This is a genomic window from Vibrio sp. Vb1729, from assembly GCF_033338655.1.
In the GTDB taxonomy this organism is placed as follows: domain Bacteria; phylum Pseudomonadota; class Gammaproteobacteria; order Enterobacterales; family Vibrionaceae; genus Vibrio; species Vibrio alginolyticus.
Genome location: NZ_JAWOTB010000044.1, coordinates 252,065 through 266,279, shown reverse-complemented (window position 1 = coordinate 266,279; position 14,215 = coordinate 252,065). Strand labels below are relative to the sequence as shown.

11 protein-coding genes are annotated in these 14,215 nt (G+C 44.2%); 8 read left to right on the top strand and 3 right to left on the bottom strand.

Annotated features, from left to right (window positions below; translation table 11 throughout):
• Nucleotides 1-121: 121 nt before the first annotated feature.
• The 6 genes from R7E29_RS17890 (at nucleotide 122) to pheT (ending at nucleotide 9,132) form a co-directional block, all read left to right on the top strand.
• On the top strand, nucleotides 122-910 hold the full coding sequence (locus R7E29_RS17890; protein WP_005377913.1) for a TetR/AcrR family transcriptional regulator: 789 nt from the start codon (nucleotides 122-124) through the stop codon (nucleotides 908-910).
• 248 nt (nucleotides 911-1,158) lie between these two features.
• Nucleotides 1,159-3,537 carry an efflux RND transporter permease subunit gene (locus tag R7E29_RS17885; protein ID WP_005385477.1) on the top strand — a complete coding sequence of 793 codons (2,379 nt, stop codon included), beginning with the start codon at nucleotides 1,159-1,161 and terminating at the stop codon, nucleotides 3,535-3,537.
• 18 nt (nucleotides 3,538-3,555) lie between these two features.
• Entirely contained in the window at nucleotides 3,556-4,347 is a 792-nt protein-coding gene (locus R7E29_RS17880) for an outer membrane lipoprotein-sorting protein (protein ID WP_054576443.1), read from the top strand.
• Nucleotides 4,348-4,357: 10 nt separating this feature from the next.
• Nucleotides 4,358-5,533: a hypothetical protein gene (locus R7E29_RS17875; RefSeq protein ID WP_054576444.1), complete on the top strand. Its 1,176-nt coding sequence runs from the start codon at nucleotides 4,358-4,360 to the stop codon at nucleotides 5,531-5,533.
• Between the two features lie 191 nt (nucleotides 5,534-5,724).
• Entirely contained in the window at nucleotides 5,725-6,708 is a 984-nt protein-coding gene (gene pheS / locus R7E29_RS17870; RefSeq protein ID WP_005385470.1) for a phenylalanine--tRNA ligase subunit alpha, read from the top strand.
• An 18-nt stretch (nucleotides 6,709-6,726) separates the two neighbouring features.
• Nucleotides 6,727-9,132, top strand: a complete 2,406-nt coding sequence (pheT, locus tag R7E29_RS17865; RefSeq protein ID WP_054576445.1) for a phenylalanine--tRNA ligase subunit beta — start codon at nucleotides 6,727-6,729, stop codon at nucleotides 9,130-9,132.
• A gap of 214 nt (nucleotides 9,133-9,346) precedes the next feature.
• Here the strand turns inward: pheT and R7E29_RS17860 are convergent, their stop codons facing one another.
• A complete protein-coding gene (locus R7E29_RS17860; RefSeq protein WP_053303164.1) occupies nucleotides 9,347-10,228 on the bottom strand; it encodes an AEC family transporter in 882 nt (293 codons plus the stop codon).
• A gap of 534 nt (nucleotides 10,229-10,762) precedes the next feature.
• Here R7E29_RS17860 and ihfA point away from each other — a divergent pair.
• Entirely contained in the window at nucleotides 10,763-11,059 is a 297-nt protein-coding gene (ihfA, locus tag R7E29_RS17855) for an integration host factor subunit alpha (RefSeq protein ID WP_005377899.1), read from the top strand.
• A 121-nt stretch (nucleotides 11,060-11,180) separates the two neighbouring features.
• On the opposite strand, the gene R7E29_RS17850 is transcribed toward ihfA, so the two are convergent.
• Complete coding sequence (locus R7E29_RS17850) at nucleotides 11,181-11,960, bottom strand: phosphoribosylglycinamide formyltransferase (protein WP_053350422.1); 780 nt, start codon at nucleotides 11,958-11,960, stop codon at nucleotides 11,181-11,183.
• Nucleotides 11,961-12,275: 315 nt separating this feature from the next.
• Between R7E29_RS17850 and R7E29_RS17845 the strand changes: the two genes are divergently transcribed.
• The gene (locus R7E29_RS17845) at nucleotides 12,276-12,926 is read left to right on the top strand and encodes a thiopurine S-methyltransferase (protein WP_021707633.1); all 651 of its coding nucleotides are present in this window, start codon (nucleotides 12,276-12,278) and stop codon (nucleotides 12,924-12,926) included.
• Nucleotides 12,927-12,998: 72 nt separating this feature from the next.
• Here R7E29_RS17845 and purT read toward each other — a convergent pair whose 3' ends face one another.
• Nucleotides 12,999-14,174: a formate-dependent phosphoribosylglycinamide formyltransferase gene (purT, locus tag R7E29_RS17840; protein WP_033905149.1), complete on the bottom strand. Its 1,176-nt coding sequence runs from the start codon at nucleotides 14,172-14,174 to the stop codon at nucleotides 12,999-13,001.
• Nucleotides 14,175-14,215 lie beyond the last annotated feature (41 nt).

The window sequence follows — 14,215 nt, the reverse complement described above, 5'->3', positions numbered from 1 at the left end:
GTTTTTTGATCTATTATGACGAAGTGTCATTTATGACGGTTCGTCAACTTTAGTTGCGTTCCTGTATTAAAGAATCGTGTTACAATTATTGGGAGTGTGTTGGTATACGGATCAAAGGATTATGTTTAACTTTCGCTGTAAAAAATATAGCAAGCAAGACGGATGTCGTGTGTCTTCAGGGCTAACAAAAAAGCAACAGGCGATTGCTGATCGTGAGATAGAGCTTATTCAATTGGCTAAGTCTTTAGTTCAAGAGCAAGGCTTTGCCAACTTAACGATGGACAAGCTTACAGCGTCAAGCCCTTATTCTAAAGGGACGATCTACAATCATTTTTGCAGCAAAGAAGATGTGATTCTTGCGCTTTGTATTCATTCGCTGAAAAGCGAAGCAATATTTTTCGAACGTACCGCCAAATTTAATGGCAATACCAGAGAAAAAATCATTGCGATGCATGTAGGTTATCGTATTTACGCTCGTATGGAGCCAGTACTATCAACTTGTGCGATTGTTGCAAAGACGCCTTGGGTTCTAGAGAAGGCTTCGCCTAAACGTGTGAATGAACTGAATAACTTGGAAGAACAAGTAATAGATGGTGCTGATGCGCTGGTGAACAATGCGGTAGAATGTGGTGATCTTAAGTTTTCTCCCGCAATTGGTTCTGATGCTATTGTATTCGCCAACTGGTCTATTGCATTCGGTTCAAACGCTTTGGCGCAAAATGCATCGAACAGTCGATGTATTCAGCGAATTCAAGACCCATTCTCAGTACTGCACAACGCGAATATGTTACTTGATGGTTTAGGTTGGTCGCCTTTATCTACAGAATGGGACTACCGTAAAACCTGGCGTCGAGTGGAGCAGGAGTTATTTAGTGAAGAGCTTGCTTATTTAGAGTCAGTGAATCGCTAATAAACTGAAAAGGCCAATCTGACGTTATGGTTGGCTTTTTTATCGCACTATTGTGACGAATCGTCATTAAATCTCGAAGGTTGGCGTTCAGCCAATGATCACGAGAAGCATAGGAAGTTACTAAAAACTAACTTATGTAGCCAAATTCATTCGATCTAAAGTTTGCATGTCGAGTTTGTCTGGTTATTTACAGCATTTGCTGTTTTTTAGTTTTTAAATTTGACGAAACGTCACAAAAGGAGAGTGTGATGCCACATCACAACGTTCAACAATACGCCCGTTCAGGGTGGGGTAAGCTACCAACGAATTACAGTGTATTGGTGATGCTTGCTACCGTTTTATTGATTGTCATAGCAACTATTGGAGGAAAAAATCTTTACTTTAGAGGAGATTACGACATATTCTTTGATGGAACAAATGAGCAGTTACTTGCGTTTGATGAAATTCAAACCACCTTTGCAAAATCTGACAGTCTTGCTTTGGTTATAGCGCCAAAGAGCGGCACTGTTTTTACTCCTAGCACATTATCTCTTATTCAGCAGATCACTGACGAGGCGTGGCAAGTTCCATACTCGACCCGCGTTGATTCCCTCGCCAACTACCAGCATACCGAAGCGTTTGAAGATGATCTTCTTGTCGAAGATTTACTGTATAGCGAATATGAATTGACACCTCAACGAATAGAGAAAGTCAAAAGTATTGCGTTGAGTGAGCCGGTTTTGAAAAGTTCACTGATTTCTGAAAAAGGAGATGTCACGGTCGTAAACATTACGGTCCAACTCCCTGAAATAGATAAAACTGCTGAAGTACAAGAGGTGGTTGCTTACATTAACGGAATGATTGAGCGTTATCAGCAAGTGTACCCAGACACGGAATTCCACAAGGCTGGTATTATTGCAATGAACTACGCGTTTATGACCGCAGCCCAAGATGATAGCGCAACATTAGTGCCAACTATGTTACTAGTGATATTGGTGTTTCTGACCATCATGTTGCGCTCATTGCTTAGCGTCATCGCGACGCTCATCGTTATTATCGGCTCGGTTATGGTTACAATGGGCTTGTCAGGATGGGCTGGTATGTTCTTAAGCACGGCGACCGTTAATGTGCCTACCTTGGTGATGACGCTTGCCGTCGCAGACTGTGTACACATCATCGCGACAATGCGTCAGTCTATGCAAAACGGCTTTAGTAAAGCCCACTCTATTGAGCGAAGTATTGCGCTCAATTTCATGCCTATCTTGATTACCTCCATTACCACCGCGATCGGCTTTTTAATGATGAATATGTCGGATTCTCCAATCCTGAGAGATTTCGGCAACCTATCAGCCCTTGGCGTCATGGTTGCTTGTTTCCTTTCCATCACGTTACTTCCCGCCTTGCTTAATATCCTTCCGGTTACGGTGAAGTCGGATACTTCTGATGAAAGAAAGCACTTTATGGATCATTTAGGAGATTTCGTGGTGTCAAAGCGACATGCGTTATTGCCGTTGTCGGTGCTTGTTATTGTCGCGAGTGCGAGCTTGATTCCGCTGAACAAAGTCAATGATGAATCCGTCGAGTACTTTGGCCATAGCAATGAATTTCGCCGAGCGGCTGATTTTATGGAAGAGCGAATCAGTGGCATGGCGAACATCAGTATCGCGATAAAAACTAACGAATCGCAGGGCATTGCCGATCCTAATTTTCTCAATTCCGTGGGTAAATTTACTGACTGGCTAAGGTTGCAGCCAGAAACGGACCATGTTGCGACCTTGAGCGATGTTTATAAGCGCCTAAACAAGAACATGCATGGAGATGATCAGGCTTATTACTCGCTCCCTCAAGACAGAGAATTAGCGGCTCAATATCTGCTGCTTTATGAAATGTCACTACCGTATGGTTTAGATTTGAACAACCAAATCAATGTAGATAAGTCGTCGATCAAGATGGTTCTCACCGTGGAGAACTTGGGCAGCGTCGAGCTTGTTGATTTGGAAAATCGCATTTACCAATGGTTTAACGAAAACGCGCCTCAATATGATGTTGTTGCGTCTAGTCCTTCATTGATGTTTGCGCATATTGGTGAAACGAATATGGCCAGCATGCTGTCAACCTTGCCCATTACTCTTGTCTTAATCTCTGCATTACTGATCTTTGCCTTGCGTTCGTTCAAGCTTGGCTTAATTAGTCTTGTCCCGAATATTGCTCCTGCGCTTATTGGTTTTGGTATTTGGGCGCTGGTTTCTGGCGAGATTAACTTGGGATTGTCTGTCGTTGTGACATTAACGCTTGGTGTTGTTGTCGATGACGCCGTTCACTTTCTTTCTAAATATCAACACGCTCGTAAAGATGGCCACAGTGCGGAGCAAGCGGTTCGCTACGCCTTTCGTACCGTGGGGCGCGCTCTCTGGATTACGACGGTCGTGCTTGTTGCTGGTTTCTCTGTTCTGGCGATGTCGAGCTTCCGTTTAAATGCCGATATGGGACAGTTGAGTGCCATTGTCATCTTTATTGCCCTTGTTGTGGATTTCATCTTTCTACCGACTCTACTGATGTTGTTTGACAAAGGCGTCTACGACGAGGTGGACCGCCGAAACAAGCTTAAATCAACTGACTCTCAAACCACGGCTGTTACTCAGTCATAACGAATCAAAGGATTGAACATGAATTTACTAAAAAATGCCTTAAAAGTATCAGTACTTTCTGTCTCGCTTATTATGAGTCATGCGGTGTTGGCGGATGAAGCCAAAGGACTAGAAATTGCCCAAGAGCGCAAAGCCCGTGATGGAGGGTGGGGGGATTCTGTTGCTACGATGCAAATGATTCTGCGAAACGCGCAAGGAGAAAGCAGCACACGTTTAATGCGCTTACAATCACTTGAAGTTGATGGCGATGGTGACAAAGGGCTCACGATATTTGATGAACCGAGAGATGTAAAAGGCACGGCGTTTCTCAACCATTCTCATACGGTGGGTGCCGATGACCAATGGCTTTACCTTCCTGCACTGAAACGTGTGAAACGTATTTCCTCGCGTAACAAATCAGGTCCTTTTATGGGCAGTGAATTCGCGTATGAGGATCTCAGTTCCTTTGAGATTGAAAAATACCGTTTCAACTACCTAAAAGATGACAGCATAAACGGGCAAGATGTTTTCGTCGTAGAGCAAATTCCGACCGATAAGAACTCAGGTTATACCAAGCAAACGGTGTGGTTAGATAAAGCGCATTATCGTCCACTTAAAGTTGAGTTTTACGACCGCAAAGGCTCTTTGTTAAAAACGCTTTCTTTTTCCGATTACAAGCAATATCTCAACCAATATTGGCGAGCGCACACTATGGCGATGACAAACCATCAAACAGGAAAAAGTACTGAGCTAACGACTAGCGAAATGCGTTTTAACACTGGATTACAAGACAATGACTTTCATAAGAATGTGTTGAAGCGAGTGAGATAGTGGAGGAAAAATGAAGCGATTAAATGCTGGGTTGTTGCTTAGTGCAGCAGCCTTTTTTTACTCGATGCCTCTGACTGCCGTCGAGCTTGCAGGACAAGTCAATATTGAGCATCGTCAGTTTTTTAAAACGGGCTCTCAGGGTCAGAGCAAAGCGCAAACGTCATTGGTTTTGCAGCCAGAATTTTACTGGGAGATGCAAAATGGTGATGCAAACTTTACTTTCACACCTTTCTATCGTCTGGATGGTCTAGACGATGAGCGAAGTCATGGTGACATACGAGAGGCACTTTATCTGACTTATTGGGATGATTATGAGCTTCGAGTTGGGATTAGTAAGGTCTTTTGGGGAGTGACTGAATCAGCCCATTTAGTTGATGTAGTAAACCAAACAGATACCATTGAAGCCGTCGATGGTGAAGATAAACTCGGTCAGCCGATGTTACATTTTACCTCTTTCAAAGACTGGGGCACCGTCCACGCAATGTTGTTACCTTACTTTAGGGAACGAACGTTTGCGGGTACAGATGGCCGCTTGCGAACCGACCCCGTTGTCTCTGATGATGCTATCTATGAATCAAGCAGAGAAGAGAAGCACGTAGATGTGGCTTTTCGATATTCGAAAATGCTTGGCGATTGGGACGTAGGCCTGAGCTATTTATATGGAACAAACCGGGATCCTTACTTTCGTTTTGAGTACGGAGAATTAAAGCCTTACTACGCTCTGATGAGTCATGTCGGTCTGGATGTGCAAGGAATCGTTGGCGATTGGTTATGGAAACTAGAAAGTGTTTATCGAGATAGCGCTGATAATCATGTCGGTCTTGTGACGGGTTTTGAGTATACCTTCGTCGGTGCATTTGACACGGTTTGGAATGTGGGAGTTATTGGTGAGTACCTCTATGACAGTCGTGGGAACAACGCACAAACTATCGGTCAAAATGATGTGTTTGCAGGTATTCGTTGGGCGCTCAATGATGAGGACGGAACGGAAGTATTGACGGGAATTACGAAGGATTTAGATAACGATGATGTTTACAATGCTAAGTTAGAAGCATCGAGCCGAATATCGAATCACGTTAAGTGGCAAATTGATGCTTGGTTGTTTAAAAATGAAACACCAAATGATTTGCTCTACTTCGCTAGAGATGACGATTTTATCGAGCTATCTATTCAATACTATTTCTAAAACAAAAGGGCACAACTAAACGGCAGATTAACTAAAGATGACATTTTTGACGTTTTTGTGCTCTTTTTATTCAATAACCTCTTCTTTTCGTAATTCAATTTGGCATTGGTGCCCGGTTTGGCTACTATGTACAGCTATCAAAAAACCAATCACTCCCTTATGGACACTACCTACAGGTAGATGAGGAAACGATGCAACATCTAGAAGAGATCATTGCTAGCGCGAGCACTGCAATTGAAGCTGCCGAATCGCTAGTCGCACTTGATGAAGTGCGTGTTCAGTATCTGGGTAAAAAAGGTGAGCTAACTGCTCAACTTCAAAGCCTAGGCAAACTACCACCAGAAGAACGCCGTGAAGCTGGTCAAGAGATCAACAAAGCGAAAGGCGTCGTTCAGCAAGCTATCGCAGCTCGTAAAGATGCACTACAACGTGCTGAGCTTGAAGCGAAACTAGCAGCAGAAACAATCGACGTAACACTACCAGGTCGTCGTATTGAAAACGGTGGTTTACACCCAGTAACTCGTACTGTAGAGCGTATTGAGAAGTTCTTTGGCGAACTTGGTTTTAACACCGAGGCTGGCCCAGAGATCGAAGATGCATTCCACAACTTCGATGCGCTAAACATCGCAGCTGATCACCCAGCGCGTACTGACCACGATACTTTCTTCTTCAACCCAGACTTGATGCTTCGTACTCATACGTCAGGCGTACAGATCCGTACGATGGAAAATGGTAAACCACCATTCCGTTTCATCGCACCAGGCCGTGTATACCGTAACGACTACGACCAAACGCACACGCCAATGTTCCACCAAGTGGAAGGCATGCTGGTTGATGAGAACGTAAACTTTGCTCAGCTGAAAGGCATCCTGCACGATTTCCTATGTAACTTCTTCGAAGAAGAAGTAGAAGTACGTTTCCGTCCATCTTACTTCCCATTCACTGAGCCTTCAGCTGAAGTAGACGTGAAAGGCAAAAACGGTAAATGGTTAGAAGTACTAGGCTGCGGTATGGTTCACCCGAACGTGCTACGTAGCGTAGGTATCGATCCTGAAAAATACTCTGGTTTCGCATTCGGTATGGGTGTTGAGCGTCTAACAATGCTTCGTTACGGCGTGAACGACCTACGTGCGTTCTTCGAGAACGATCTTCGTTTCCTAAAACAGTTCAAGTAATCCAGAGGGTTCATCAACATGAAATTCAGCGAATCATGGCTTCGTGAGTGGGTAAACCCTGCGGTTACTACTGACGAGCTAACTCACCAAATTACAATGGCCGGTCTAGAGGTAGACGACGTTCTACCTGTTGCAGGGTCTTTTACTGGCGTTAAAGTCGGTCACGTTGTTGAATGTGGTCAACACCCAGATGCAGACAAACTGCGCGTAACTAAAGTTGACGTGGGTGAAGAAGAGCTTCTAGACATTGTTTGTGGCGCACCTAACTGTCGCCAAGGTCTGAAAGTAGCAGTAGCAACAGTTGGTGCTGTTCTTCCAGGTGATTTCAAAATCAAAAAAGCGAAACTACGTGGCCAGCCATCTCACGGCATGCTTTGTTCATTCGCTGAACTAGGTATCGACGTTGAGTCAGACGGTATCATGGAACTAGCAGAAGACGCAGTAGTCGGTACTGATTTCCGTGAATTCCTAGGTCTAGACGACGTAACAGTAGACGTAGACTTAACAGCAAACCGCGCTGACTGTTTCAGCATTCGTGGTCTAGCTCGTGAAGTTGGCGTACTAAACCGTGCTGACGTGACAGAGCCATTAGTAGAAGCAGTTGCCCCTTCAATCGACGATAAAGTGTCTATCGAAGTGAAAGCTCCTGCTGCGTGTCCTCGTTACCTAGGTCGTGTTATTAAGAACGTAAACGTTCAAGCTGAAACACCACTATGGATGCAAGAGAAACTGCGTCGTTGTGGTATTCGCTCTATCGACCCTGTAGTAGACATCACTAACTACGTTCTTCTAGAGCAAGGCCAACCAATGCACGCATTCGATCTAGCGAAGATCGAAGGTGGCATCGTAGTTCGTATGGCTGAGCAAGGTGAGAAGCTAACGCTTCTTGACGGCAACGAAGCAGAACTAAACGCAGATACACTAGTAGTTGCTGACCACAACAAAGCACTTGCAATCGCAGGTATCTTTGGTGGTGAAGAGTCTGGTGTAACAACTGAGACTAAAGACGTTCTACTAGAGTGTGCATTCTTTGCACCTGACCACATCCGTGGCCGCGCACGTAGCTACGGTCTTCACACTGATTCTTCAATGCGTTTCGAGCGTGGTGTGGATTACGCACTACAAGTGAGCGCAATGGAGCGTGCAACACAGCTTCTTGTTGAAATTTGTGGTGGTGAAGTAGCACCTGTTGTAGCTGTAGAATCTGAAGCAGACCTACCTAAGCCAAACAAAGTTGCACTACGTCGCACGAAACTAGACAACCTACTAGGTCACCACATCGCTGATGCTGATGTAGTAGAAATCCTAGAGCGCCTAGGTTTGACTGTTGAAGCTTCAGAAGAAGGTTGGGTGGCAGTAGCGCCAACATGGCGTTTCGATATCGCTATCGAGCAAGATCTGATTGAAGAAGTTGGCCGTATCTACGGTTACGACAACATTCCTAACCAAAACCCAGCAGCAGCACTTAAGATGCACAACCACGTTGAAGCGGATCTTCCACTGAAACGCGTTCGTGATCTTCTTGTTGACCGTGGTTACCACGAAGCAATCACATACAGCTTCGTTGAGCCTGAGCAGCAAAAGCTAGTTGTACCTGGTGTTGAGCCTCTAGTACTTCCAAACCCAATTTCTGCAGACATGTCAGCAATGCGTCTTGGTCTTATCCAAGGTCTGCTGAACACGGTTGTTCACAACCAGAAGCGTCAACAGCCACGCGTTCGTCTATTCGAATACGGCCTACGTTTCATCCCATGTGAATCTGCAGAAAACGGCATGCGCCAAGAGCCTATGCTAGCGGGTGTTATCGCTGGTACTCGCGGTGAAGAACATTGGGATATCGAAACTAACACGGTTGATTTCTTCGACCTTAAAGGCGATCTAGAAGCGATTCTAGAGCTATCTGCGAACGAAAAAGCGTACTCTTTCGCTGCACTGTCACCTGAAAGCAAAAAAGCTAACCCAGCACTTCACCCAGGTCAATCTGCGGCAATCATCGTAGATGGCAAAGAAGTGGGCGTGATCGGTACAGTTCACCCTGAGCTTGAGCGTAAGTTCGGTCTAAACGGTCGTACTATCGTATTCGAAATCGAATGGTCTGCAATCAACAGCAAAGTGATCCCAGAAGCGGTAGCGCTTTCTAAGTTCCCTTCAAACCGTCGTGATATCGCGGTAGTAGTGGATGAAGCTGTTGCATCTGGTGACATCGTTAACGCTTGTCTAGAGCAAGGTGGCGAGTTCCTTAAAGATGCAAAACTGTTCGACGTTTACGTAGGTAAAGGCGTTGAAGAAGGTAAGAAGAGCCTAGCAATCGCTCTGACTCTACAGTCACTTGAGCGTACGCTTGAAGATGCAGATATCGCTGGTGCGGTTGACGCTATCGTTGCTCACGTTTCTGAGAAGTTTGGTGCGTCTCTACGTGACTAATCTCGCGTAACGTATCTTCTTAAGAAATGAAAACCCTGCCAGTTTGGCAGGGTTTTTTTATTTTTAGGATTACCTTATCGTTGTTCAAGTTCCTTACTGCTCGCACCACCCCTCATTATTTTAAAATACTAGACCAAACTAGGGATGGCCCTTACCCGAGATTAGGAACGTATTGTTTTTCAGCTAATACACGCTAACGATAGCTTATTGGCGGTTAGGCAGCGAGTGAGAGGGTACAGCTAAGCAGAAGAGGCAGCGTAAGAATGCTGAAAAAGTTGCCAAATAGTACCATTGACGCCACCTTCATGGGTTCTATATTCAGTCTTTCCGCAAATAGGTAATTCATGACGGCTGGCGGCAGCATTGTGAAGAGCACCATCATTTGCAATTGCATCGTTGGAAGGGGAATTAACCAATAAATAAGTGCAAAAGCGACAGCACCAGTTGCCAGTGACTGCACGGTACACAACACACCAATCTTTAAACCGTCCAACCGTAAATGACACATTTGTGCCCCCAGAGATAAAAGCATCACGGGTACGGCCGCTTGCCCAAGTAGAGCAGTGGCTTCGTATAAAGGCGCCCATGCACCCACATTTGACACGTTGAGAAACAGAGCCAGAGACGCTGCTAAAAAGATTGGCATCTTGACTATTTGCTTAAAAGGGTTGCCATGACTAAGCAGCATTACGCCTAAGCTGATATGCAAGCATGCTGACACGACAAATAAAAGCACTGCTGACGACAGCGCAATTTCTCCAAACGTATAGGTAAACAAAGGAATAGCTAGATTTCCGCTATTGCGAAACATATGTGGTGGCGCCCAGGTTTTAAACGAGAGTGACGTCCATCGACATACCGGGATCATGAGTAGTGCGGGAATTAAAACCGCGACAATTGCCGCCAAAAGAAGCGGCCCCTGATTTGAATCGAGCGGCATGCTAACGAGTGACGAAAATACCAGTGCTGGCGTGAATACCTCAATATTAATGCGGTTTATTGGGCGAAAGTCAGGCTTGATGTAACGACCGACCAAATAGCCAACTCCGACAAGAGCAAAAACAGGGAAAAGAATATTTATGATTTGATTAATCATGGTCGCCTAGAAGCAGTGTAAGAAGCTAATGAGGAAATACACGAACTTCCACATTATCAATCTTTATATATGGCGTCATCGTTAAACAGCGAGAAGCGTGGGTTTAATCAAGCTTTCTAAGCACAGTTACAAAGTACAGGTGGTCATACCTTTTAATCTAATTGTTACGTATCGAGTTACATACAAATCACTGAATTTACGACAAGTTCTATGTCAAGTGTCTGTTAAATAACCAATATCTGATATTTTTATTAAATAGTGTTTAATGTTGATATTTAAACTAATTTTAGTTTTATAATCTGGATGTTTTTCCTGATAAAGATGAAACAAAAACAAAAATATCAAATTTCTGGCGTTTAACAATAATTTACGTAGTGCTATTCCTTTTGTTCGCCAAGAAAAAAGTTGGCGAAAATCATAAGCTTGTCATACACTTCCTGATGTAACCCCGATATGTTGTTGAATTGGTAGGGTAAAACTGCTCTGGCGCTACACTAACGTAGCATTGTTTAACATAGCTTTGAGGAAAGTTTTATGGCGCTCACAAAAGCCGAACTGGCAGAAAACCTGTTTGATAAATTAGGATTTAGTAAGCGGGACGCCAAGGAAACGGTGGAAGTGTTCTTTGAAGAGATTCGTAAGGCACTGGAAAGTGGCGAACAGGTAAAACTGTCAGGTTTTGGTAACTTTGATCTTCGTGACAAGAATGAACGACCTGGTCGTAACCCGAAAACTGGTGAAGATATTCCAATTACTGCTCGACGTGTAGTGACTTTTCGCCCGGGTCAGAAGTTAAAAGCTCGTGTAGAAAACCTGAAGAAAGTACAGTAAGCCGAATAAATGGATCACGCTAAGGCGTGGTCTTTTTTTGCGTAAAATTCGTGTGCATACAAATGAAAACCACCGCAATGCGGTGGTTTTTCTGTTTATGAGAGACGCTTAATGATATCGGTTACGCCGCTTCTAGATGCGTTGTTAAGTATGGTTGCCATGCTTGTTGGTACAAGTTCTTAGACTGTGTGCGCATGTTGCGAATAGAGGCAAGCTCTATTTCGCTTAGCTCACGTTTTTCCAACATCGCTTGACGTTCTAGTTTCTGGATTTTTTCGTATAGGTCGTGTTCGGGACCGCTTTTTACATCTGCGATTGCTTTCAAGTGCAGTTGAACTTCGGCTACTAGGTTTGTTTTTGGTAAACGAACGAGCAAGTTCAAGTCTCTATATCCTGAAGGGCCAGGTTTTTTGAATCGATTTTTTACTTTCACAATCGTTGTTTCACGCTCTAACGTTTCATAAATGGAGACTAAGCTGGCGACGTCTTCAGCTACAATCGTTGCACGTGCTAGGTCAGTAATACGTTCAACTTTCCCACCTAATTCTAAAGCTATCTTTTCTTCTGCTCGTTGTTTGGATTTTACACCTGCGAAGTATGGCTGAGCGTCATTAAGAAGTGCGGTACTTTTACAGATAGTTTCAAGTTCAAATTGTGCTTGGTGAGCTTTGCTGTAAAGGATGTCGAAGTCAGAATATGGCTGAGTTGGTGTGGTGTCGATTGACTGAATGCCATATAAACCGCTAAGGCTGTGTTTAAAAAGTTTCGAACAAACTTCGTTTTGGCTGGTTGAACGATTTTGTTCGCCATTAGGCGCAGGGGTAATTGGAAGTGCGGCAAATGCCGGTGCACGGCTAAGTACCAAAAGCATCAATGCTGTAGTACGAAGAAATAAGCTCATTCACTCTCCTTAACTTGCTTGTACTTAGAAAATAGGGAACATAAAGGTCGCTAAGTTCGGCAAATCAGGTACTAACTTATAAATGGGGCCATTACGAAAGATTCCAAGGTTTCAGTTTTATCTTGAAGTAGAATCGTGCGTTAGATCACCATTTATCTTTTCTTTATTCTGATTATCAGATAAAGGCGCGTCTCCTATGAGACCGATTACATCCTATCACCGCAGTATTAACCAAAGATGAACGGCATAGACAAATTGAAAAAAAACGTTAGTCTTACCTCTCAAAATGAAAACAGCCGACAAGTAGAAAGTAAAATGAGAGACCAAGAATTTTGGCATAACAAATGGGCCAGCAATCAGATCGGATTTCACTTGGAAGATGTAAACCCGCTATTACCAGTATATTGGAAACACACTAATCCAAAGCGTGAAGATAAAGTGTTAGTTCCTTTATGTGGAAAGTCAGAAGACTTGATTTGGCTAGCGATGAAGCATGATTCGGTTGAAGGTGTTGAGCTAAGCCATATTGCTGTGCGTGCCTTTTTTGCTGAACATTTTTACACGCCAACGGTAACGCCTCTTAATGGCATGCACGAGCTTTATCAATTTGATGAGCTCTCTATTTATACTGGGGACTTTTTCACTGCACCAGTATCTCAAGCCGATATCATTTATGATCGCGCCGCGTTGGTTGCTTTACCGCAAGATATGCGAGAGGAGTATGTAGAGCGTCTCAAGCAACTTTTGAACCCAGGCGGTCGTATTTTGCTTGTTACACTCAACTATCCTCAAGAAGAGATGGCGGGGCCTCCATTTAGCGTGCCGGTCGAAGAGATTGAGCAGTTATTTTCAGGTTACAAAGTTACTTGTTTGAACGTAGATGAAGCTGACGAGAATCATCCTAAAATTGCGAAAAAAGGCTTAAGTCGCTTCTCTGAAGAAGTGTACTTAATCGAGAGTGAATAGGCTCTCTTCGGTTTGGAACACGAAATAGCGCAGCAATTTGAGCTGCGCTATTTTTGTATGAGTGGTTCGTATTTAATAAATGATATTCACTTTTGAAGCACTTTCAACAGCATCTTGAACGGCTTCTTCGGTGGTTTTTCGTCGCGTAAGGACAACACCTAAACGGCGGCGACCATCGATTTCTGGCTTACCGAATAGACGAACTTGTGTTTGAGGTTGAGCTAAAGCTTTGCTTAGGTTTTCAAAGCGAATGTTTGTGGAAGTCCCTTGTCCAAGAATAACAGCAGACGCAGATGGGCCATATTGTACAATATTATTAATTGGCATTCCGGTAAACGCGCGCACGTGGAGAGCAAACTCAGACATTTCCTGCGAAATCATTGTAACCATACCCGTATCGTGAGGGCGAGGAGAGACCTCATTGAAAATGACTTTATCGCCTTTGACAAACAGCTCTACACCAAAGATGCCGTAGCCACCGAGCGCGTTTACCACTTTCTCAGCCGTGTATTCAGCTGCTTTTACTGCGTTTTCTGACATAGTTTGCGGTTGCCATGATTCGCGGTAGTCGCCATCTTCCTGACGATGACCAATTGGAGCACAGAAATGCACACCGTCAACGGCTCTGATGGTCAATAAAGTGATTTCGTAATCGAAGTCGATAAAACCTTCCACGATAACGCGACCTGCACCCGTACGCCCGCCTTCCTGAGCGTAATCCCATGCTTGTGTAACGTCGTCTTCGGTCTTGATAACACTTTGCCCTTTACCTGAAGAGCTCATCACAGGCTTCACCACGCACGGAATACCCACATGCTCAACCGCGGCTTTGAAGTCTTCAAAGTTATCTGCAAAACGATAAGGTGAAGTCGTCAATTCCAGTTCTTCTGCTGCCAAACGTCGGATACCTTCACGATTCATTGTTAGCCTGGTTGCCTTAGCGGTTGGAACAACATTCAGTCCTTTTTCTTCAAGCTCTACCAGTTTGCCGGTTGCGATGGCTTCAATTTCTGGTACGACGTAAGTAGGTTGTTCCTTCGTAATAACTTCTTCTAAGGCGTTCCCATCTAACATGTCGATAACATAACTACGGTGAGCGACTTGCATCGCTGGAGCATTGGCATAGCGATCACAAGCAATCACTTCTAAACCAAGTCTCTGGCATTCAATGGCGACTTCTTTACCGAGTTCGCCAGAGCCTAAAAGTAATACACGGGTAGCATTTGCGCTAGTTGCAGTGCCAAACATAGTGTTCCCTTACAAAATAGAGTGATGAGACAGAAATTGCA

Bases quoted from the DNA above. Each gene is read 5' to 3' on its own strand.
- R7E29_RS17890 (WP_005377913.1), top strand. From the start codon at position 122: ATGTTTAACTTTCGCTGTAAAAAATATAGCAAGCAAGACGGATGTCGT.
- R7E29_RS17885 (WP_005385477.1), top strand. From the start codon at position 1,159: ATGCCACATCACAACGTTCAACAATACGCCCGTTCAGGGTGGGGTAAG.
- R7E29_RS17880 (WP_054576443.1), top strand. From the start codon at position 3,556: ATGAATTTACTAAAAAATGCCTTAAAAGTATCAGTACTTTCTGTCTCG.
- R7E29_RS17875 (WP_054576444.1), top strand. From the start codon at position 4,358: ATGAAGCGATTAAATGCTGGGTTGTTGCTTAGTGCAGCAGCCTTTTTT.
- pheS (WP_005385470.1), top strand. From the start codon at position 5,725: ATGCAACATCTAGAAGAGATCATTGCTAGCGCGAGCACTGCAATTGAA.
- pheT (WP_054576445.1), top strand. From the start codon at position 6,727: ATGAAATTCAGCGAATCATGGCTTCGTGAGTGGGTAAACCCTGCGGTT.
- R7E29_RS17860 (WP_053303164.1), bottom strand. From the start codon at position 10,228: ATGATTAATCAAATCATAAATATTCTTTTCCCTGTTTTTGCTCTTGTC.
- ihfA (WP_005377899.1), top strand. From the start codon at position 10,763: ATGGCGCTCACAAAAGCCGAACTGGCAGAAAACCTGTTTGATAAATTA.
- R7E29_RS17850 (WP_053350422.1), bottom strand. From the start codon at position 11,960: ATGAGCTTATTTCTTCGTACTACAGCATTGATGCTTTTGGTACTTAGC.
- R7E29_RS17845 (WP_021707633.1), top strand. From the start codon at position 12,276: ATGAGAGACCAAGAATTTTGGCATAACAAATGGGCCAGCAATCAGATC.
- purT (WP_033905149.1), bottom strand. From the start codon at position 14,174: ATGTTTGGCACTGCAACTAGCGCAAATGCTACCCGTGTATTACTTTTA.